12 protein-coding genes and 3 rRNA genes are annotated in these 19,809 nt (G+C 67.1%); 9 read left to right on the top strand and 6 right to left on the bottom strand.

Annotated features, from left to right (window positions below; all coding sequences use genetic code 11):
- Nucleotides 1-21: 21 nt before the first annotated feature.
- From ABR737_RS26350 to proC, 3 genes are all read left to right on the top strand, one after another.
- Complete coding sequence (locus ABR737_RS26350) at nt 22-933, top strand: ABC transporter ATP-binding protein (RefSeq protein ID WP_350252786.1); 912 nt, start codon at nt 22-24, stop codon at nt 931-933.
- Nucleotides 930-1,748 (top strand): ABC transporter permease, encoded by an 819-nt coding sequence (locus ABR737_RS26355; protein WP_350252788.1) that lies wholly within the window; start codon nt 930-932, stop codon nt 1,746-1,748. Before ABR737_RS26350 ends, ABR737_RS26355 begins: the two co-directional genes overlap by 4 nt.
- A 101-nt stretch (nt 1,749-1,849) precedes the next feature.
- A complete protein-coding gene (proC, locus tag ABR737_RS26360) occupies nt 1,850-2,659 on the top strand; it encodes a pyrroline-5-carboxylate reductase (RefSeq protein ID WP_350252789.1) in 810 nt (269 codons plus the stop codon).
- A gap of 226 nt (nt 2,660-2,885) precedes the next feature.
- Here proC and trpS read toward each other — a convergent pair whose 3' ends face one another.
- On the bottom strand, nt 2,886-3,935 hold the full coding sequence (trpS, locus tag ABR737_RS26365; protein WP_350256928.1) for a tryptophan--tRNA ligase: 1,050 nt from the start codon (nt 3,933-3,935) through the stop codon (nt 2,886-2,888).
- A gap of 958 nt (nt 3,936-4,893) precedes the next feature.
- Here trpS and ABR737_RS26370 point away from each other — a divergent pair.
- From ABR737_RS26370 to ABR737_RS26395, 6 genes are all read left to right on the top strand, one after another.
- Nucleotides 4,894-6,422: ribosomal RNA gene (locus ABR737_RS26370) — 16S ribosomal RNA — on the top strand.
- Nucleotides 6,423-6,726: 304 nt separating this feature from the next.
- Nucleotides 6,727-9,849 (top strand): 23S ribosomal RNA (locus ABR737_RS26375).
- A 74-nt stretch (nt 9,850-9,923) separates the two neighbouring features.
- Nucleotides 9,924-10,040 (top strand): 5S ribosomal RNA (gene rrf, locus ABR737_RS26380).
- The 16S, 23S and 5S rRNA genes sit together here, the layout of an rRNA operon.
- 109 nt (nt 10,041-10,149) lie before the next feature.
- Nucleotides 10,150-10,680: a GNAT family N-acetyltransferase gene (locus tag ABR737_RS26385; protein ID WP_350252791.1), complete on the top strand. Its 531-nt coding sequence runs from the start codon at nt 10,150-10,152 to the stop codon at nt 10,678-10,680.
- Nucleotides 10,681-10,800: 120 nt separating this feature from the next.
- Nucleotides 10,801-11,865 (top strand): saccharopine dehydrogenase family protein, encoded by a 1,065-nt coding sequence (locus ABR737_RS26390; protein WP_350252792.1) that lies wholly within the window; start codon nt 10,801-10,803, stop codon nt 11,863-11,865.
- 56 nt (nt 11,866-11,921) lie between these two features.
- Nucleotides 11,922-12,527 (top strand): TetR/AcrR family transcriptional regulator, encoded by a 606-nt coding sequence (locus tag ABR737_RS26395; protein ID WP_350252794.1) that lies wholly within the window; start codon nt 11,922-11,924, stop codon nt 12,525-12,527.
- A 187-nt stretch (nt 12,528-12,714) separates the two neighbouring features.
- Here ABR737_RS26395 and ABR737_RS26400 read toward each other — a convergent pair whose 3' ends face one another.
- Genes ABR737_RS26400 through ABR737_RS26420 form a run of 5 tightly spaced genes read right to left on the bottom strand, consistent with a single transcriptional unit; the run spans nt 12,715 to nt 19,657 of the window.
- On the bottom strand, nt 12,715-14,466 hold the full coding sequence (locus ABR737_RS26400; protein WP_350252795.1) for a type VI secretion protein: 1,752 nt from the start codon (nt 14,464-14,466) through the stop codon (nt 12,715-12,717).
- Nucleotides 14,463-15,905, bottom strand: a complete 1,443-nt coding sequence (locus ABR737_RS26405) for an ATP-binding protein (RefSeq protein WP_350256929.1) — start codon at nt 15,903-15,905, stop codon at nt 14,463-14,465. The genes ABR737_RS26400 and ABR737_RS26405 overlap by 4 nt, the downstream gene beginning before the upstream one ends.
- 29 nt (nt 15,906-15,934) lie before the next feature.
- Nucleotides 15,935-17,497 carry an SCO6880 family protein gene (locus tag ABR737_RS26410; protein WP_350252796.1) on the bottom strand — a complete coding sequence of 521 codons (1,563 nt, stop codon included), beginning with the start codon at nt 17,495-17,497 and terminating at the stop codon, nt 15,935-15,937.
- The gene (locus tag ABR737_RS26415) at nt 17,494-18,816 is read right to left on the bottom strand and encodes a hypothetical protein (protein WP_350252797.1); all 1,323 of its coding nucleotides are present in this window, start codon (nt 18,814-18,816) and stop codon (nt 17,494-17,496) included. Before ABR737_RS26415 ends, ABR737_RS26410 begins: the two co-directional genes overlap by 4 nt.
- A complete protein-coding gene (locus ABR737_RS26420; protein ID WP_350252799.1) occupies nt 18,806-19,657 on the bottom strand; it encodes a DUF8175 domain-containg protein in 852 nt (283 codons plus the stop codon). Before ABR737_RS26420 ends, ABR737_RS26415 begins: the two co-directional genes overlap by 11 nt.
- Nucleotides 19,658-19,809 lie beyond the last annotated feature (152 nt).

Consider the following 19,809-nt stretch of genomic DNA (forward strand, 5'->3'; position numbering starts at 1 on the left):
GCCCGGAGCACTATTCATCGCATGATGAATTATGGCCGCGACCCCGCCGATCCCGCCGATCCCGCCGACCCCGCGGTTCCCCACAGCACCGCCGACCCCACAGCCCCCGACGGCCGTGTCGTCCCCACCGTCCCCACCGACCCCGCCACCCCCGCCGTCCACGCCCACAACCTCACCGTCGTCCGAGGCGGCCGAACCGTCCTCGACGCCCTCGCCTTCGACGTCCCCCGCGGTCGGATCACCGGCCTCCTCGGCCCCTCCGGATGCGGCAAATCCACCCTGATGCGCGGCATCGTCGGCACCCAGGCCAAGGTCACCGGCACCCTCGACGTCCTCGGCCGGCCAGCCGGCGACCCCCGGCTACGCCCTCGCATCGGCTACGTCACCCAGAACCCGTCCGTCTACGACGACCTCACCGTCCGCCAGAACCTGGACTACTTCGCCGCCGTCCTGCACCCCGGCCGCGCGGCCCGCGCCCGGCGCCGCGAGAGCGTCACCCGCGTCATCGAGGATGTCGACCTCACCGGCCGGGCCGACGCCCTCGCCGGCAACCTCTCCGGCGGCCAGCGCAGCCGGGTCTCCCTGGCGGTCGCCCTGCTCGGCGCCCCGGAGCTCCTCGTCCTCGACGAACCCACCGTCGGCCTGGACCCGGTCCTCCGCCGCGACCTGTGGCACCTCTTCCACACCCTCGCCACCGACCGCGGCGCCACCCTCCTCGTCTCCTCGCACGTCATGGACGAGGCCGAGCGCTGCCACCGGCTGCTCCTGATGCGCGAGGGCCGCATCCTCGCCGACGGCGCACCCGACGCACTCCGTGACCGCACCGGCTCCCCGACCGTCGAGGCCGCCTTCCTCCACCTGGTCGACGAGGCCAGGGCCGCGGCCGGTCCGCCGGCACCCGGCACCGCCACCCCCAAGGAACCAGCACGATGACCACCGCACCTCTGCCCGAGCCCCGCCCCGAACCGGCATCGCTCCCCGCCACCGCGCCGCGCTCCGCCGCCGCGCCCTTCTCCCCGTCCCGCGCCCTGGCCACCGCCGCCCGGGTCCTGCGCCAGCTCCGCCACGACCCCCGCACCATCGCGCTGATGCTCGTCGTCCCCTGCGTGATGATCGCCCTGCTCCGCTACGTCTTCGACGCCCGCCCCGAGACGTTCAACAGCATCGGCGCCTCACTCCTCGGCATCTTCCCGATGATCACGATGTTCCTGGTGACCTCCATCGCCACCCTCCGCGAACGCACCTCGGGCACCCTGGAACGCCTGCTCGCCCTGCCCCTCGGCAAGGCCGACCTGATCAGCGGCTACGCCCTGGCCTTCGGCCTGCTGGCGATCGTCCAGTCGGCCCTCGCCACGGCCCTGTCCGTCTGGGTCCTCGACCTCGACATCACCGGCTCCGCCTGGCTGCTCCTGCTCGTCGCCGTCCTGGACGCTCTCCTCGGCACCGCCCTCGGCCTGTTCGTCTCGGCCTTCGCCGCCTCCGAATTCCAGGCCGTCCAGTTCATGCCCGCCGTCCTGATGCCCCAACTGCTGCTCTGCGGCCTGTTCACCCCGCGCGACACCATGCACCCGGCCCTGGAAACGCTCTCCGACATCCTCCCGATGTCCTACGCCGTCGACGGGATGAACCAGGTCCTCACCCACCCCGACCTCACCGGCGACTTCCTCCGCGACGTCCTCGTCGTCAGCGGCGGCGCCCTCCTTGTCCTCGCCCTCGGCGCCGCCACCCTCCGCCGCCGTACGACGTGACACCGTCCCGGCCCTCGATACGCCCCGGCACCGCACGCCCCCAGGTGCGAGGATGAGCGGAGTACCGACCAGGCACGCACCACGGCGAGGTGAACCGCAGCATGACCCAGAAGGTCGCCGTACTCGGCACCGGAAAAATCGGCGAAGCCCTGCTCAGCGGAATGATCCGAGGTGGCTGGGCCCCCTCCGACCTTCTGGTCACCGCCCGCCGCCGGGAACGCGCGGAGCAGCTGCACGCCCGTTACGGCGTCGAAGCGGTCAGCAACGCCGAGGCCGCCAAGTCCGCCGACACCCTCATCCTGACCGTCAAGCCCCAGGACATGGGCACCCTGCTGACCGAGCTGACCCCGCACATCCCCACCGACCGCCTGGTCATCAGCGGCGCCGCCGGCATCCCCACCTCGTACTTCGAGGAACGCCTGGCCGCCGGCACCCCGGTCGTACGGGTCATGACGAACACCCCCGCCCTCGTCGACGAGGCGATGTCCGTCATCTCCGCCGGCACCCACGCCACCGGCTCCCACCTCGCCCGCGCCGAGGAAATCTTCTCCGGCGTCGGCAAGACCCTCCGCGTCCCGGAGTCCCAGCAGGACGCCTGCACCGCGCTCTCCGGCTCGGGCCCGGCGTACTTCTTCTTCCTCGTCGAGGCCATGACCGACGCCGGCATTCTCCTCGGCCTGCCCCGCGACAAGGCCCACGACCTCATCGTCCAGGCCGCCATCGGCGCCGCGGTGATGCTCCGCGACAGCGGCGAACACCCCGTCAAGCTCCGCGAGAACGTCACGTCCCCGGCCGGCACCACCATCAATGCCATCCGCGAACTCGAAAACCACGGCGTACGCGCCGCCCTGATCGCCGCTCTGGAAGCCGCCCGCGACCGCAGCCGCGAACTCGCCTCCGGCAACGGCTGACGCGGACACCGGGACCGGCAGGAGAAGCCCGTCCGAGGACCCGACAGGAGAACCGGCGGAAGAATCCGGCGGGAGCACCGACGCGAGCACCGACGCGAGCACCGACGGGAGCACCCGGCGGAAGAAGGAACCCGCCCACGCGACGGGCGGGCCCCCTCCCCTCACACGAGCCCGGGAAGAGGCGGGCGCCCCGACGGGACGCCCGCCTCTTCCTACGGCCGGACCCTCACCCCCTGGGCAACAGCCCCACCGCCTCGTACGCGGCGTCCACCCGCGGCCTGGCCAGCTCCCGCGCCCGCTCGGCCCCGGCCAGCAGGACCGCATCGACCTGCCCCGGGTCCGCCGCCAGCTCCGCATGCCGTGCCTGCATCGGCCGGAACATCTCCACCACGGCCTCCGCGACGTCCTTCTTCAATGCCCCGCACGAGTCGTACTCCTCGGCCAACCGCTCCGGATCACCCCCGGCACACGCGGCCAGCACCTCAAGCAGATTCGCCACCCCGGGCCGCCGCTCCGGCTCGTACGAGACGTCCCGCTCCGAATCCGTCACCGCCCGCATCACCTTCTTCAGCACCGCCTCCGGCTCGTCCAGCACATAGACGACCCCCGAGGTCCGGGCGTGCGACTTCCCCATCTTCGACGTCGGCTCCTGCAGATCCTTCACCCGCGCCGCCACGGGCGGATGCACGGTCCTGGGCACCACGAACGTCGCCCCGTACCGCTGGTTGAACCGCACCGCGAGATCCCGCGTCAGCTCCACGTGCTGCGCCTGGTCCTCCCCGACCGGCACCTCATCCGTCCCGTACGCCAGGATGTCCGCCGCCATCAGCGCCGGATACGTCAGCAACGACAGCCGCACACTCCCGCCCCGCGCCTGCTCCCTGGCGGACTTCTCCTTGTACTGGATCATGCGCCGCATCTCCCCGTCGGAGGCCGTGCACTCCATCAGGTACGACAGCCGCAGATGCTCATCCACCTGGCTCTGCACAAACACCGTGCAGATCTCCGGATCCAGCCCCGAGGCCAGCAGCAACGTCGCGGCCTGCCGGCTGAGCCGCCGCACCCGCGCCGGATCGTGCTCCACGGTCAGCGCATGCAGATCCACCACGCAGAACAGCGCGTCCGCCCGGTGCTGGTCCACCTCGGCCCACCGCCGCATCGCCCCGAGGTAGTTCCCCAGCGTCAGATGCCCCGTCGGCTGCACCCCACTGAAGATCCGCGTACGCGCACCGGCCGACATCGCCATCGACATTTCTGTCGCCGTTGCCGTCACCATCTCGCTCATCCTTCGTCTCCCGAGCTCCCGCACTCCGCAAAGTGCGTGTCGAGACCGCCGACCTCGCCGGCCGGCTGCGGGAAGGAGATACGCGAACGGCCGCCGAAGCGGCGGCCGTGGTCATGCATGCGCTGCTGGTCGGCCGCCGTCAGGCGAGCCACCACAGCTGTACGAGCGCATGCGTAGTCATGGACCCAAAGTACCCGGCAAGCCCTTCCCCCGCACGGGTTTGAACAACCCCAACCCCTCGTGTAGTGTCCTCCGAGTTGCCACGGAGCCGACAGGCACCGGGCAGCCATCCCGCCGCAACAGCGGCACACCACTACTGCACGGCCCCTCACCGGGACCAATTTCTGCATGCCGAAATTCGACCGTGACGTGATTATGCGTCAACGAGGAATTCCGCTAAAGTAGTGATCACGCCGAAAGGCGCGGCAACGCAAGAAGTCGCACCCCAGGCGAACCCCCTCCGACGGGGAATCGGAAACGAATTCGGACCGGCAACGGAACGAAATCGGGTCTGCTAGAGTCGGAAAGGCCGGAAAGCGAAAGCCGGACGGCCGACCCGCTCCAACACGGGGCCGGAGACGGAAACGGATCTGGTAAGGTTGGAAACGCGAAGAAGCCGAAAGGCGGAAACGCACCGGCGAAAATCGGGCCCGCAAGGATCTGATAGAGTCGGAAACGCAAGACCGAAGGGAAGCGCCCGGAGATCCTGGTGAAACAGGAACAAAGGAAGCGTCCGTTCCTTGAGAACTCAACAGCGTGCCAAAAGTCAACGCCAGATATGTTGATACCCCGTCGACCGGAAACTTCCGGGAGATGAGGTTCCTTTGAAAAAGTCCACCACGGCCCATGCGGTCGGGGTGGCACACACAGCGAGGACGCTGTGAACGACCGGACTTATTCCGTCTGGTTGTTCCGCTCTCGTGTGTGTTCACCGGATTACCGGTAAACATTCACGGAGAGTTTGATCCTGGCTCAGGACGAACGCTGGCGGCGTGCTTAACACATGCAAGTCGAACGATGAACCTCCTTCGGGAGGGGATTAGTGGCGAACGGGTGAGTAACACGTGGGCAATCTGCCCTTCACTCTGGGACAAGCCCTGGAAACGGGGTCTAATACCGGATACGACTACCGACCGCATGGTCTGGTGGTGGAAAGCTCCGGCGGTGAAGGATGAGCCCGCGGCCTATCAGCTTGTTGGTGGGGTGATGGCCTACCAAGGCGACGACGGGTAGCCGGCCTGAGAGGGCGACCGGCCACACTGGGACTGAGACACGGCCCAGACTCCTACGGGAGGCAGCAGTGGGGAATATTGCACAATGGGCGAAAGCCTGATGCAGCGACGCCGCGTGAGGGATGACGGCCTTCGGGTTGTAAACCTCTTTCAGCAGGGAAGAAGCGAGAGTGACGGTACCTGCAGAAGAAGCGCCGGCTAACTACGTGCCAGCAGCCGCGGTAATACGTAGGGCGCAAGCGTTGTCCGGAATTATTGGGCGTAAAGAGCTCGTAGGCGGCTTGTCACGTCGGATGTGAAAGCCCGGGGCTTAACCCCGGGTCTGCATTCGATACGGGCAGGCTAGAGTTCGGTAGGGGAGATCGGAATTCCTGGTGTAGCGGTGAAATGCGCAGATATCAGGAGGAACACCGGTGGCGAAGGCGGATCTCTGGGCCGATACTGACGCTGAGGAGCGAAAGCGTGGGGAGCGAACAGGATTAGATACCCTGGTAGTCCACGCCGTAAACGTTGGGAACTAGGTGTGGGCGACATTCCACGTCGTCCGCGCCGCAGCTAACGCATTAAGTTCCCCGCCTGGGGAGTACGGCCGCAAGGCTAAAACTCAAAGGAATTGACGGGGGCCCGCACAAGCAGCGGAGCATGTGGCTTAATTCGACGCAACGCGAAGAACCTTACCAAGGCTTGACATACACCGGAAACGTCTGGAGACAGGCGCCCCCTTGTGGTCGGTGTACAGGTGGTGCATGGCTGTCGTCAGCTCGTGTCGTGAGATGTTGGGTTAAGTCCCGCAACGAGCGCAACCCTTGTTCTGTGTTGCCAGCATGCCCTTCGGGGTGATGGGGACTCACAGGAGACTGCCGGGGTCAACTCGGAGGAAGGTGGGGACGACGTCAAGTCATCATGCCCCTTATGTCTTGGGCTGCACACGTGCTACAATGGCCGGTACAATGAGCTGCGATACCGCGAGGTGGAGCGAATCTCAAAAAGCCGGTCTCAGTTCGGATTGGGGTCTGCAACTCGACCCCATGAAGTCGGAGTTGCTAGTAATCGCAGATCAGCATTGCTGCGGTGAATACGTTCCCGGGCCTTGTACACACCGCCCGTCACGTCACGAAAGTCGGTAACACCCGAAGCCGGTGGCCCAACCCCTTGTGGGAGGGAATCGTCGAAGGTGGGACTGGCGATTGGGACGAAGTCGTAACAAGGTAGCCGTACCGGAAGGTGCGGCTGGATCACCTCCTTTCTAAGGAGCACTTCTTACCAACCTCTGGTTGGTCAGAGGCCAGTACATCAGCGAATGTCTGATGCTGGTTGCTCATGGGTGGAACGTTGACTATTCGGCACGGTCAGATGAGGACTGTTAGTACTGCTTCGGCGTGGAACACAGGATTCGGCTGGTCGTGTCGGGCACGTTGTTGGGTATCTGAGGGTACGGACCGTTGAGTCTGGACCTTCGCGATGCCGGCCCCGGTGAAGCATCCTGGTAAGGGTGTGTGACGGGTGGCTGGTCGTTGCTTGAGAACTGCACAGTGGACGCGAGCATCTGTGGCCAAGTTTTTAAGGGCGCACGGTGGATGCCTTGGCACCAGGAACCGATGAAGGACGTGGGAGGCCACGATAGGCCCCGGGGAGCTGTCAACCAAGCTTTGATCCGGGGGTGTCCGAATGGGGAAACCCGGCAGTCGTCATGGGCTGTCACCCGCTGCTGAACACATAGGCAGTGTGGAGGGAACGCGGGGAAGTGAAACATCTCAGTACCCGCAGGAAGAGAAAACAACCGTGATTCCGGGAGTAGTGGCGAGCGAAACCGGATGAGGCCAAACCAGTCACGTGTGATACCCGGCAGGGGTTGCGTGGTTGGGGTTGTGGGAGTTCTCTTTCACAGTCTGCCGGCTGTGAGACGAGTCAGAAACCGTTGATGTAGGCGAAGGACATGCGAAAGGTCCGGCGTAGAGGGTAAGACCCCCGTAGCTGAAACATTAGCGGCTCGTTTGAGAACCACCCAAGTAGCACGGGGCCCGAGAAATCCCGTGTGAATCTGGCGGGACCACCCGTTAAGCCTAAATATTCCCTGGTGACCGATAGCGGATAGTACCGTGAGGGAATGGTGAAAAGTACCGCGGGAGCGGAGTGAAATAGTACCTGAAACCGTGTGCCTACAAGCCGTGGGAGCGTCGCTGTATGTGCTTGCACATGCAGTCGTGACTGCGTGCCTTTTGAAGAATGAGCCTGCGAGTTTGCGGTATGTTGCGAGGTTAACCCGTGTGGGGAAGCCGTAGCGAAAGCGAGTCCGAATAGGGCGTTGAGTAGCGTGCCCAAGACCCGAAGCGGAGTGATCTAGCCATGGGCAGGTTGAAGCGGAGGTAAGACTTCGTGGAGGACCGAACCCACCAGGGTTGAAAACCTGGGGGATGACCTGTGGTTAGGGGTGAAAGGCCAATCAAACTCCGTGATAGCTGGTTCTCCCCGAAATGCATTTAGGTGCAGCGTCGTGTGTTTCTTGCCGGAGGTAGAGCACTGGATAGGCGATGGGCCCTACCGGGTTACTGACCTTAGCCAAACTCCGAATGCCGGTAAGTGAGAGCGCGGCAGTGAGACTGTGGGGGATAAGCTCCATGGTCGAGAGGGAAACAGCCCAGAGCATCGACTAAGGCCCCTAAGCGTGTGCTAAGTGGGAAAGGATGTGGAGTCGCAGAGACAACCAGGAGGTTGGCTTAGAAGCAGCCACCCTTGAAAGAGTGCGTAATAGCTCACTGGTCAAGTGATTCCGCGCCGACAATGTAGCGGGGCTCAAGCACACCGCCGAAGTCGTGTCATTGCAGTAATACTCCCAACGGAGGCTGTGATGGGTAGGGGAGCGTCGTGTGCCGGGTGAAGCAGCCGTGGAAACGAGTTGTGGACGGTTCACGAGTGAGAATGCAGGCATGAGTAGCGATACACACGTGGGAAACGTGTGCGCCGATTGACTAAGGGTTCCTGGGTCAAGCTGATCTGCCCAGGGTAAGTCGGGACCTAAGGCGAGGCCGACAGGCGTAGTCGATGGACAACCGGTTGATATTCCGGTACCCGCTTTGAAACGCCCAGTATCGAATCCATTAATGCTAAGGCCGTGAAGCCGGCCTGGAGTCTTCGGACAAAGGGACGTGGTGGAGCCGCCGATCCAAGGTGGTAGTAGGTAAGCGATGGGGTGACGCAGGAAGGTAGTCCAGCCCGGGCGGTGGTTGTCCCGGGGTAAGGGTGTAGCCCGTCATCTAGGCAAATCCGGATGACATGCAGGGTGAGACCTGATGCCGAGCCGATTGTGGTGAAGTGGATGATCCTATGCTGTCGAGAAAAGCCTCTAGCGAGTTTCATGGCGGCCCGTACCCTAAACCGACTCAGGTGGTCAGGTAGAGAATACCGAGGCGTTCGGGTGAACTATGGTTAAGGAACTCGGCAAAATGCCCCCGTAACTTCGGGAGAAGGGGGGCCATTGCTGGTGATGAGTCTTGCACTCTGAGCTGGTGGTGGCCGCAGAGACCAGCGAGAAGCGACTGTTTACTAAAAACACAGGTCCGTGCGAAGCCGTAAGGCGATGTATACGGACTGACGCCTGCCCGGTGCTGGAACGTTAAGGGGACCGGTTAGTCACATTTCGGTGTGGCGAAGCTGAGAACTTAAGCGCCAGTAAACGGCGGTGGTAACTATAACCATCCTAAGGTAGCGAAATTCCTTGTCGGGTAAGTTCCGACCTGCACGAATGGCGTAACGACTTCTCGACTGTCTCAACCATAGGCCCGGTGAAATTGCATTACGAGTAAAGATGCTCGTTTCGCGCAGCAGGACGGAAAGACCCCGGGACCTTTACTATAGCTTGATATTGGTGTTCGGTTCGGCTTGTGTAGGATAGGTGGGAGACTTTGAAGCAGCCACGCCAGTGGTTGTGGAGTCATTGTTGAAATACCACTCTGGTCGTGCTGGATGTCTAACCTGGGTCCGTGATCCGGATCAGGGACAGTGTCTGGTGGGTAGTTTAACTGGGGCGGTTGCCTCCTAAAGAGTAACGGAGGCGCCCAAAGGTTCCCTCAGCCTGGTTGGCAATCAGGTGTTGAGTGTAAGTGCACAAGGGAGCTTGACTGTGAGACTGACGGGTCGAGCAGGTACGAAAGTAGGGACTAGTGATCCGGCGGTGGCTTGTGGAAGCGCCGTCGCTCAACGGATAAAAGGTACCCCGGGGATAACAGGCTGATCTTCCCCAAGAGTCCATATCGACGGGATGGTTTGGCACCTCGATGTCGGCTCGTCGCATCCTGGGGCTGGAGTCGGTCCCAAGGGTTGGGCTGTTCGCCCATTAAAGCGGTACGCGAGCTGGGTTTAGAACGTCGTGAGACAGTTCGGTCCCTATCCGCTGTGCGCGTAGGAGTATTGAGAAGGGCTGTCCCTAGTACGAGAGGACCGGGACGGACGAACCTCTGGTGTGCCAGTTGTCCTGCCAAGGGCATGGCTGGTTGGCTACGTTCGGAAAGGATAACCGCTGAAAGCATCTAAGCGGGAAGCCTGCTTCGAGATGAGTACTCCCACCCCCTTTGAGGGGTTAAGGCTCCCAGTAGACGACTGGGTTGATAGGCCAGATATGGAAGCCTGGTAACGGGTGGAGTTGACTGGTACTAATAGGCCGAGGGCTTGTCCTCAGTTGCTCGCGTCCACTGTGTAGGTTCTGAAGTAACGACCTGTGTTTTTGCCGGGTTGGTTAACTTCATAGTGTTTCGGTGGTCATTGCGTTAGGGAAACGCCCGGTTACATTCCGAACCCGGAAGCTAAGCCTTTCAGCGCCGATGGTACTGCAGGGGGGACCCTGTGGGAGAGTAGGACGCCGCCGAACAATCATTGTGGGAAAGCCCCGCACCTTATGGTGCGGGGCTTTTCTGCGTTCGGGGCTCGGAAAGCGGAAAGCCGGTTCGGCGGGATGGCGTGCTGGGATGCTGGGCGGCATGGGGTACGTGATCAGGCCGGTGACGGCGGATGAGTGGAAGAGGCTCAAGGAACTGCGGCTGGCGGCGTTGGCCGATCCGGTGGCCCGGGTGGCGTTCAACGAAACCCTGGCGGCGGCGGCCGGCCAACCGGATGAGTTCTGGCAACGGCGGGCCTTGTCCCCCGACGAGGGCGGTGCGGCGCTGACGCTCGTCGGGGAGGCGGAGGACGGCAGTTGGGGCGGCATGGTGGTGGTCCTGGTCGAGGAGGACCAGGAGGTGCCGCAGAGTCATGTGGTCGGGGTGTACGTGCGGCCCGAGCACCGGGGGACGGGGCTGGCGCGGGAGCTGTTCCGGGCGGCGATCGCGTGGTCGTGGGGGCTCGCCGAGCCGGCGGTGGAAGCCGTACGGCTGTGGGTGCATGAGGAGAATGCGCGGGCCGAGGCGCTGTACCGGTCGCTGGGATTCGTGGCGACGGGGCGGATCATCGCAGACCCGAAGAATGCCGCCGCCATCGAGCGGGAGATGGTGCTGACCAGGGGCAGGGGATAGCGGGGCAGGGGGCTTTCCCGTTGCGTCTGTCCCGTAGCGAGCGGTGGGCCGGCGCCGTTTGATGGGGCTGGGGCTTGGGTGTCATTGTGCTTCTAGGTCACGTGACCTAATCTCGGCGGCGTGGACGATGACATTCAGTTAGAGCTGACGGGCCCGGTGCTTGTGGTGGGCGGATACGGCACCGTCGGGGGAGAGTTGGCCCGGCTTGCGGCGCCTTGCTGGCCGCTGGTGCTGACCGGGCGTACCCCGGAGCGCGGTCGTGCGCTCGCCGAGGAGGTCGGGGCCCAGGTGCGACGGTGGGACCTGAGCGATCCGGAGCCCTTCTCGGCGAAGGTGCGGGCCGTGATCAGCGCGGTGAACGACCCAGAGGACCGGGCGCTGTTGGCGGCGATCCGGGGTGGCGTGCCATATGTGGACCTCACGCGGTGGACGACGCGGCTTCAGCGGGCCGTCGCGGTGGCGGCCGTGGAGAGGCCCAGGGCTCCGGTGCTGCTGTCGTCCGGCTGGATGGGCGGGGTGAGCGGACTGGTCTCCGCGGCGCTGGCGGCGGAGCTCGGCGGGGCCTCGGCGGTCGAGATCGCGATTCGCTACGACCTCAAGGACCGGGCGGGCGCCGACTCGGTGGAGTTCATGGACCGGCTCGGTCTCGACTATGAGGTGACCGAGGGCGGGCGGCGACGGATGATCATGCCGCTCAGTGGCGCGGGACATGTCGTGGTGGGCGGGCACCGGACCAAGGTGGCGCGGATCGATACGCCGGAGCAGTTCACGCTGCCGCTGGTGCTCGGCGTGGACACGGCCGTCACCCGGATCGGCTTCAGTGCCAACTCCTCGACATCCGTGCTGCTGGCGCTCAAGCGGACCGGGTTCTTTCGGTGGGGGCGTGGTGACCGGTTCGAGTCGGTGCGGCGGTCGATGCTGTATGCGCCGGGAGAGGGCGGGAGCGCGCTGTTGCGGATCGATGTGCGCGGGCCGAGCGGTGGCGGGCAGCGTACGGCGACCGTCTCCGATCCGGCCGGACAGGCCCATCTGACGGCTTTGGGCGGGGTGTTGGGGCTGCGCCGGGTGGTGGGAGCGGACGGTGCCACGGCGCCTCGTGGGGTGGTCTTTCCCGAGATGACGCCGACGCCGCAGGAGGTCATCCCCGCCCTGGAGAAGGCGGGCGTGCAGGTCGAGGTGTCGTGAGAGAGGGGAGGAGAGGGATGGAGGGGCAGGTCTCGGGTGAGGGGAGGGCTTCGGCGTTGACACGGCAGGGGAGTGCGCGGCGTACGCATCTGCTCGATGCGGCCGAGGCCGTACTGGTGGCCAAGGGGGCGGATGCCTCGTTGCGGGCCATTGCCGGTGCGGCGGGGGTGCGGGTCGGGCATCTGCAGCACTACTTCCCGGCCCGGGCCGATTTGATCAAGGCGGTGCTGGAGCGGGCGCTGGACCGGTCCCTGGAACGGCTGGCCAGGACGACGGGGCTGCGGGCGGTACGCGACGATCCGTCGGCCCTCGAGAGCCCGGAGGGGCTGGCGAAGCCCGACGAGGTGGTGGCGGTGCTCCTCGCAGAGCAGGATGATCCCCAGCTGGTGCGGCTTTATGTCGAGGTCTGGGCGCTGGCGGCGCGGGACGAGGACATCGCCGCGGTGGTCCGGGAGTTCTACCGGAAGTACGTCGCGTATGTGGAGGCGTTCGTCCGGCAGGGGCGGCCGGACTGGCCGGGTGAGTTCTGCCGGGCCCGGGCGGAGATCTTTGTCGCGCTCGTGGAAGGGGCGGCCTTGCTGCGGTCGGGTATCGCCGGCAGTCGGTCGGCCGCGATGGATGAGCAACTGGTGTGGTGTGCGGTGCAGTTGTTGCGGGACTGAGATCTGGGCGGGACTGAGGTCCGGACGGGGAAGGGGCGGCCCGGGCTGGGGGTGCGGGGCGGGCGCTTCCGCTGCATCAGACACTGCCGCGTCAGCGGGCACTGCCGCGTCAGCGGGCACTGCCGCCTCGTCGTGCACCAACCGGACCGGCGCAAGGTCCGCGGGCGGGCGTCCGGCCCTGGGCGGGTCAGGCCGGCAGGGAGTGGTGGGGCCAGCGGGCGCGGGCCTGTTCGCGGGAGCGCATCGTCGCCAGGGTGAGGAGTCCGCGGTGGCCGTCCCTGCCGAGGAGGCCAGGGAGCGCGGGCAGCGGGGCGAGGGCTGCGATGTCGTCCAGGACGAGGGTGAGTGGTGGGTCGAGCCGACCGTCAGATGACCGTTCGGCCATGCGGCGGCCGTGCTCGACCACGTGCGAGAGGAGTGCGGTGAGCAAGGGCATCGCACCCGGGTCGGTACGCGGATCCTCGATGGGGTCGCCTACCACGTAAAGCGTTCCCCCCTCATCGATAAATGATTCGAGGAGGGCCGAATCCGTTCGAAGTGGATTGCAGGCGTCCCGGATATGGATGGAGGAGAGGGAGGTCAGCGCCCGTCCCACCAACTGCTGGGCGGCTTCTCGGCGTTCGGGGTGGGCGGTGAGCACCGACTCCAGCTCGCCGGCCTGGCCTGCGGAGGCCTTGGCGCTGGTGCGCAGGATGCGTACGGGTTCCTGGGCGGCGCCGGTGGCGTGCGCCCAGCGGTGCAGCTGGCGGAACGGGCGGCCGTCCACCGCGGCGGCGTGCAGCCAGCAGCGCAGCAGGGTCTGGGCGGCGTCCGCGACGGCCGAGTCCAGTGCCCCGGCGGGCCGTACGGGGGCCAGCAGGGCCGTGGCGCGGGTGGTGGCGGTGGCGAGGTCCGTACAGCCGGCGGTTGGTGACCAGCGCAGCCGGGCCGGGGTGTCGAGGCGGTGCGTGGGATCGTAGGTCAGCAGCGGACCGAGCTTGGCGCGGGTGTCTTTGGTGTCGGACCAGAGGGTGGGGTCCGTCGTGGCGACGATCAGGGGGCCCGGGGCGGCGGCCGCGGTGGTGAGGGACGCCGCGAGGGCGACGGCGCGGTCGGTGGCGAACTGGAGGCGGGGGAGGGCGGGTTCGGTGCGCGGGCCGGTGCCGGGGTCGGTCGTATCGGCGCTCGGGAGGTACGGGGCGGTCGGGGGAGCGGTGCGTTGCTCGGGGACGGGGCCGGTGGCTGTGGCCGCGGTGTCGAGGGGAGGCGGGGGCGACGGCGTGACGGGTGCGGCCGGGACGGACGGACCGGTCGAACCAGCCGCATCAGGCGGACCGGTCGGCGCGTGCTCGCTGTGCGACGGGGGCTGTGTGGTGGTGCGGGCCATCCCGCGGACCTCCGCGCTCGCGCTGCTGGTGTCCGGTGCCTTCCCGGCGTACTGCGTCCCCGCGGCCTGCTGTGCGTCCCCTCCTGCCCGCTCCGCGCTCCGTTCCGTCGCGCCGTCGCCCTGCGCCGTCTCCCCGGCATACCGGGCCTCCCGGACCTCCCTGGCCTTCGCCCGCCGCGCCGCCCGTACGGCGCGATAGCGGGTGACGGTCCCCAGCGTGAAGATCGTCAGGACCAGCAGCACCATCAGCTCGCCGATGAGGATGCCCCAGAACAGGCCGTAGCCGGAGAGCTGGTCCTTGGGGGTGTCGGGCCAGGCGGCGGCCATGTCGTGGGGCGCCGAGACCAGATGCCGCAGCGCCATCGGCGTACTGGGGTAGCTGACGCCGTCGGGCCAGGCGCCGTGGGTGAACAGGCCGGCCAGGCCGGTCGCGGTCCACACCAGCAGGGTCAGGCCCAGCAGGAAGGCGAGCAGTCCGACCAGCAGGGAGTCGGGGATGCCGCGTCCCCGGCCACGGGGGGCGCGGTGGTAGTCCCGGTCGGTGCCTCGTTCGTCGTCGTATCCGCGCGTCACGCCACCGTCTCGCTCGACTCGTCTCTCCACTGCCGCTCCATCGCCATGGCTTCGGCGCGCGCCTCGGCCTCGGCGTCCGCGGCCGCCTGGAGGGCGCGCGCCTCATCCGTGGGCATGGCGGACGCCTCGGACATCGCGGAGGCCTCGGTCATCGCCCGGTCGGTGTAGACGAGGGGGCGTTCGGCCTCGGTGATGAGGTGTTTGACGACCTGGACATTGCCGTTGACGTCCCAGACCGCGATGCCGGGGGTCAGGGTCGGGATGATCTCGACGGCCCAGCGTGGCAGGCCGAGCACGCGCCCCGTGGCCCGTGCCTCGTCGGCCTTCTGGGCGTAGATGGTGCGGGTCGAGGCCATTTTGAGGATCGCCGCGGCCTCCCGGGCGGCGGCGCCGTCGACCACATCGCTGAGGTGGTGGACGACGGCCACGAACGACAGGCCGAGCCGCCGGCCGAACTTCAGCAGTCGCTGGAAGAGCTGGGCGACGAAGGGCGAGTTGATGATGTGCCAGGCCTCTTCCACCAGGAAGATGCGCTTCTTGCGGTCGGGGCGGATCCAGGTGTGTTCCAGCCAGACGCCGACGATCGCCATCAGGATCGGCATCGCGATGGAGTTGCGGTCGATGTGTGAGAGGTCGAAGACGATCAGCGGTGCGTCGAGGTCGATGCCCGCCGAGGTCGGACCGTCGAACATCCCGCGCAGGTCACCGTCGACGAGCCGGTCGAGGACCAGCGCCACGTCCAGGCCCCAGGCCCGGACGTCGTCTATGTCGACATTCATCGCCTCGGCCGACTCGGCCTCCGGGTGCCGCAGCTGCTCGACGATGTCGGTCAGGACGGGCTGGCGGTGGGTGATGGTGTCGGTGACGTAGGCGTGCGCGACCTTGAGGGCGAAGCCGGAGCGTTCGTCCAGGCCGTGGCCCATCGCGACCTCGATGATCGTGCGCAGCAGGGCCAGCTGGCCGGTGGTGGTGATCGACGGGTCGAGGGGGTTGAGGCGGATGCCGCCGTTGAGGGCGGCGGTCGGGTCCAGGCGGATGGGGGTTATCCCCAGCTCCTGGGCGATGAGGTTCCACTCGCCGACGCCGTCCTCGCCCTGGGCGTCGAGCACCACGACCTGGCGGTCACGGAACCTCAACTGCCGCAGGACGTAGGTCTTCTCCAGCGCGGACTTGCCGTTGCCGGACTCGCCGAGGACCAGCCAGTGCGGGGCCGGGAGCTGCTGCCCGTACAGCTGGAAGGGGTCGTAGATGTATCCCTTGCCGCTGTAGACCTCACGGCCGATGATCACGCCGGAGTCGCCGAGGCCGGGGGCCGCGGTGGGCAGATAGACCGCCTGTGCCTGGCCGGTGGAGGTGCGTACGGGCAGCCGGGTCGTCTCCACCTTCCCGAACAGGAAGCTGGTGAACGCGTCGGTGAGCGCTCCGAGCGGATCGAGCATGGCCATGACGTACGCGCCTCCCAGCGGCTTTAGCGGCGGATTCCGGTCGCGAACGGCAGGGTGTTGACGAACGCCCGGTGGTGCTCGCGGTCGCACCACTCCAGCTTGAGGTAGGACTTGCCGGCCGAGGCGCGGATGGTGCGCTTGTCGCGGGCGAGCGCTTCGGGCGACCGGGAGGAGACCGTGAGGTAGCCGACGAGGTTGACGCCGGCGGCGCCGGAGGCCAGGTCCTCGCCCCGCTGGTCGACGCGGCCGTGGTGGGCGACGTCCCGCGGGTCGACGACGCGGTTCATCTTGGCGGCGCGGCTGGCCTCGGCGTCGTCGTTCGTCTTCTCCGTGAGCATCCGCTCGATGGCGATCTCGGTGGGCTCCAGGTCCATGCAGACCGCGACCGTACGGATCACGTCCGGGGTGTGCACCAGGAGGGGCGCGAGGAAGTTGACGCCCACCGGGGTCAGCGGCCACTCCTTGACCCAGGCGGTGGCGTGGCACCACGGCGCGCGGGTGGTCGACTCCCGCGTCTTGGCCTGCAGATACGTCGGCTCCATCGCGTCCAGCTCGGCCGGCCAGGTGTTGCGCTTGCTCATCGCCTGGATGTGGTCGATGGGGTGGTCGGGGTCGTACATGGAGTGCACGAGGGAGGCGAGGCGGGCCTGCCCGAGGGGCTGGCGGACGCGGATGTCGGCCTCGGCGAGCCGGGCGCAGATATCGGTCAGCTCACGGGCCATGACGACGGCGAGGCCGGCGTCGCGGTCGAGCTTCTTGCGCAGCAGCCCGCCCCGGTGCATATGGGCGGCGCGCGCCATGGTGTGTGCCTCGGCGGCCAGTTCGCGGGTGTAGTGCATACAGGCGACGAGGTAGGCGCGGTGCTGCTCGGAGGAGGTGGAGACCATCGACTGGAGCTGGTCGTAGGAGTCCTGCAGCCAGTCGGGGGAGTTCCTGTCGCCGCGCTGGGCGACGTCCTTGGCGTGGGCGTCCGGGTCGGCCGGCAGCGTCCGGGCCAGCATCTGCAGCCGGGTCACGAAGCCGTCGCCGTTGGCCACATGCTTGAGCAGCGTCCCGAAGCGGTCGACCAGCGCCTCCTGGTCCTCGCTGTCGCGCAGGCCGACGCCCGGCCCCTCGATCTCGATGGCCGCCGTCACCGTCTTGCGGTCGGCGTGCAGCAGCACCGCGATCTCGTCCGGGCCGAACGGGGCGGAGAGCCAGTTGATCCGGCCGATGCCGGGCGGCGGGCCGATCTCGATCTCCCGGCCGTCCAGCCGGACGCCCGCCTCGGCGGCGCCGGAGCGGTAGGTGGCGCCGCGGCGGACCGTACGGCGGAAGCTGCGCCGGATCTCGAACCACTTGTAGAACGTACGGCCCTTGTACGGCACGTAGACGAGGGCGAGCGCCAGCACCGGGAAGCCGGTGAGGGACACGATCCGCAGCGGCAGCATGGGCACCAGCAGCCCGCACATCATGCCGAGGAACGCCCCCGCGATGATCAGCGCGATCTCACCGGTCTCGCGGTTCTTGCCGACGATCGCGTTGGGCCGGGCGCGGCCGATCAGGTATGTGCGACGTGGCGCGATCGGGTGGGACTGCGTGCTCAACGCCCCTCACCTCCTGCTGATTTGCCGGTGCGGGAGCTGCTGCCCGGGCCGGGGTTCGTACGGGGGGCGGGGGTGGCGGGGGCCGAGGAGCGGCCGCCGCCGGTGCGGGAGCTGTGCGCGGCGACACCGCCGGCCACCGCGTCGGCCGGCCGGGACTGGCCGCCCTGCGCGCCCTGTGGCTGCCCGCCGCCGTCCCCGCCCGACCGGCGGGAGCTGTGGGTCTTGATGCCCTGGGACACCAGCGCGGCGGGCGAGGAGATCATCGCGGCGGCCTGGCTGCCGTCCGTGGCCCGGCCCTTGTTCGTACGGGCCGAGACCATCTCGTCGCCGAAGCCGGGGACGAAGCGGTAGATCACCGCACTGGCGAAGATGGCGAGGACGATGATCGCGAGGCCGGAGACGACTGCGGAGAAGGCGTTCGGGCCCTTGTCGTGGGAGAGCGCACCGGCGATGCCGAGCACGATCACGATGACCGGCTTCACCATGATCACCGCGATCATGATGCCCGCCCAGCGGCGCACATGCCCCCACATGTTCTTGTCGACGAGCCCGGCGTAGACGACGGTGCCGAGCAGCGCCCCGACGTAGAGCAGCGCGGCCCGGATCACCAGCTCCAGCCACAGCACACCGGCGGCGAGCACGGAGACCAGCGACACCACGATCAGCATGATCGGGCCGCCGCCGATGTCCGTGCCCTTCGTGAGCGCCTGCGAGAACGCTCCGAAGAAGGTGTCGGTCTGCGCCCCCGTTCCCTTCGCGATGATCTCGGTGACGCCGTCGGTCGCCGAGACGATCGTGTACAGGATCAGCGGGGTGAACGCGGAGGCGAGCACCGTCAGCCAGAGGAACCCGACGGCTTCACTGATCGCCTCCGTGAGCCGCACCCCGCGCACCGCGCGCTTGGCGACCGCCAGGAGCCACAGGACGAGGGTGAGGATGGTGGAGGCGGCGAAGACGACCGCGTACTGGCGGAGGAACGCGGTGTTGGTGAAGTCCACCTGGGAGGTGGCCTTCACCGCGTCGGAGAGCTTGGTGACGATCCAGGCGGCGGCTTTGGCGCAGCCCTTGGCGAGGGAGTCGAGGGGGTCGAGGGGGTTGTTGTCGGTGAGGCCGCCGGGGGACTTGGGGGCGCCGGAGCCGGGTTTGTCGCCGGATTGGCAGTAGTTCTTGGCGGGGCCGACGATCAGGTCGCAGTTGTCCTTGGGAGACGGGCTGGGATTGGGTGCCGCCAGGACCCGTGTGGCCAGCAGGATCACAGTGGTCTGTACGGACGCCAGCGCAGCGGTGACGGTGAGGGCACGCCTTCGGTTACCGCGCATAGGTGAACCCTCCGTACTGCTCGACTGCCTTGGCGATCTGGTCGGCACCGGACGTCTTGTTGTCCCCGTTGACCGGGGCGGGGCCGTCCTGCTGGGAGAAGCCCTCGACCTTCCAGTCGCCACTTGCCCACGTCAGCTGGAGCCGCATGGTGAACCAGTCACTTGTCACCGGAGTGGTCGACTTGGCGCCGGCCGTACCGAACAGGCCCGTGCACCACACTTCGAGGTTCGCGGTGTCGCCCGTGCGTTTCACGAGCTTGGTGCCGACGGGAACCGTGCGTGAGATGTAGGTCATGCCCTGAGCCGCGTTGCCGTTCGCGTCGAGCCCGAGCTTCTTGAGGAAGGCGGTCGAGTACGCGGCGTCGAGTTTGCCCTGCATCTCGTCGACCTTGGCGGGGACGAAGGCCTGCTTGACGATCGAGTGGCGTTCGTTGGGCTTCAGGATGTTGGCGGAAACCAACGCCACCGCATAATTAGCCGCCGCCGACTGCGCCCCCTGCTCCGTCTTGGCGAAGCCCGACGCGATTCCCCCGTTCTTGCCGGTGACCGGCTTGGTGCCGGTGGGGGCGGTGGGCTGGGCCTGGTCGGTGTCCTTGGCGGAGTCGCCGGTGGGGGTTTCGCTGTTGCCGCTGCCGCCGCGGTTGGCGAAGGCGATGGCCGCGAGCAGCAGGACGATCACGCCGACGATGGTGACGAGGTTGCGGCTGGACATGCCGGCGCGAGGCCGTCGTCCCGAGCCGTAGAGGTCACTGTCGCTGCCGGGAAGTCTGGTCCGTGTCTGGCCCGTCTCGGGACCGCGGTGGCCGTCGCCGCCGTAGCCGCCGTCGTCACTGAGACTCATCGCGCCTGTGCCCCCTCTGCCGCCGTCGCCGTGCGTGCCGTAGTTGTGCCGCCCTCATATGACCGTAGCCGCGCGGGCGCCAGCTCGGGTGCAGCGATACGAGTACATCTCACCGTGACGGGTCCTCAGATGCGGTACGGCAGCGGCGAATG

This window comes from Streptomyces sp. Edi2 (genome assembly GCF_040253635.1).
Classification (GTDB): domain Bacteria; phylum Actinomycetota; class Actinomycetes; order Streptomycetales; family Streptomycetaceae; genus Streptomyces.

Coding starts and splice junctions, on each gene's coding strand:
- ABR737_RS26385 (WP_350252791.1), top strand. CDS start 10,150: ATGGGGTACGTGATCAGGCCGGTGACGGCGGATGAGTGGAAGAGGCTC.
- ABR737_RS26420 (WP_350252799.1), bottom strand. CDS start 19,657: ATGAGTCTCAGTGACGACGGCGGCTACGGCGGCGACGGCCACCGCGGT.
- proC (WP_350252789.1), top strand. CDS start 1,850: ATGACCCAGAAGGTCGCCGTACTCGGCACCGGAAAAATCGGCGAAGCC.
- ABR737_RS26350 (WP_350252786.1), top strand. CDS start 22: ATGATGAATTATGGCCGCGACCCCGCCGATCCCGCCGATCCCGCCGAC.
- ABR737_RS26405 (WP_350256929.1), bottom strand. CDS start 15,905: ATGCTCGATCCGCTCGGAGCGCTCACCGACGCGTTCACCAGCTTCCTG.
- trpS (WP_350256928.1), bottom strand. CDS start 3,935: ATGGTGACGGCAACGGCGACAGAAATGTCGATGGCGATGTCGGCCGGT.
- ABR737_RS26415 (WP_350252797.1), bottom strand. CDS start 18,816: ATGCGCGGTAACCGAAGGCGTGCCCTCACCGTCACCGCTGCGCTGGCG.
- ABR737_RS26355 (WP_350252788.1), top strand. CDS start 930: ATGACCACCGCACCTCTGCCCGAGCCCCGCCCCGAACCGGCATCGCTC.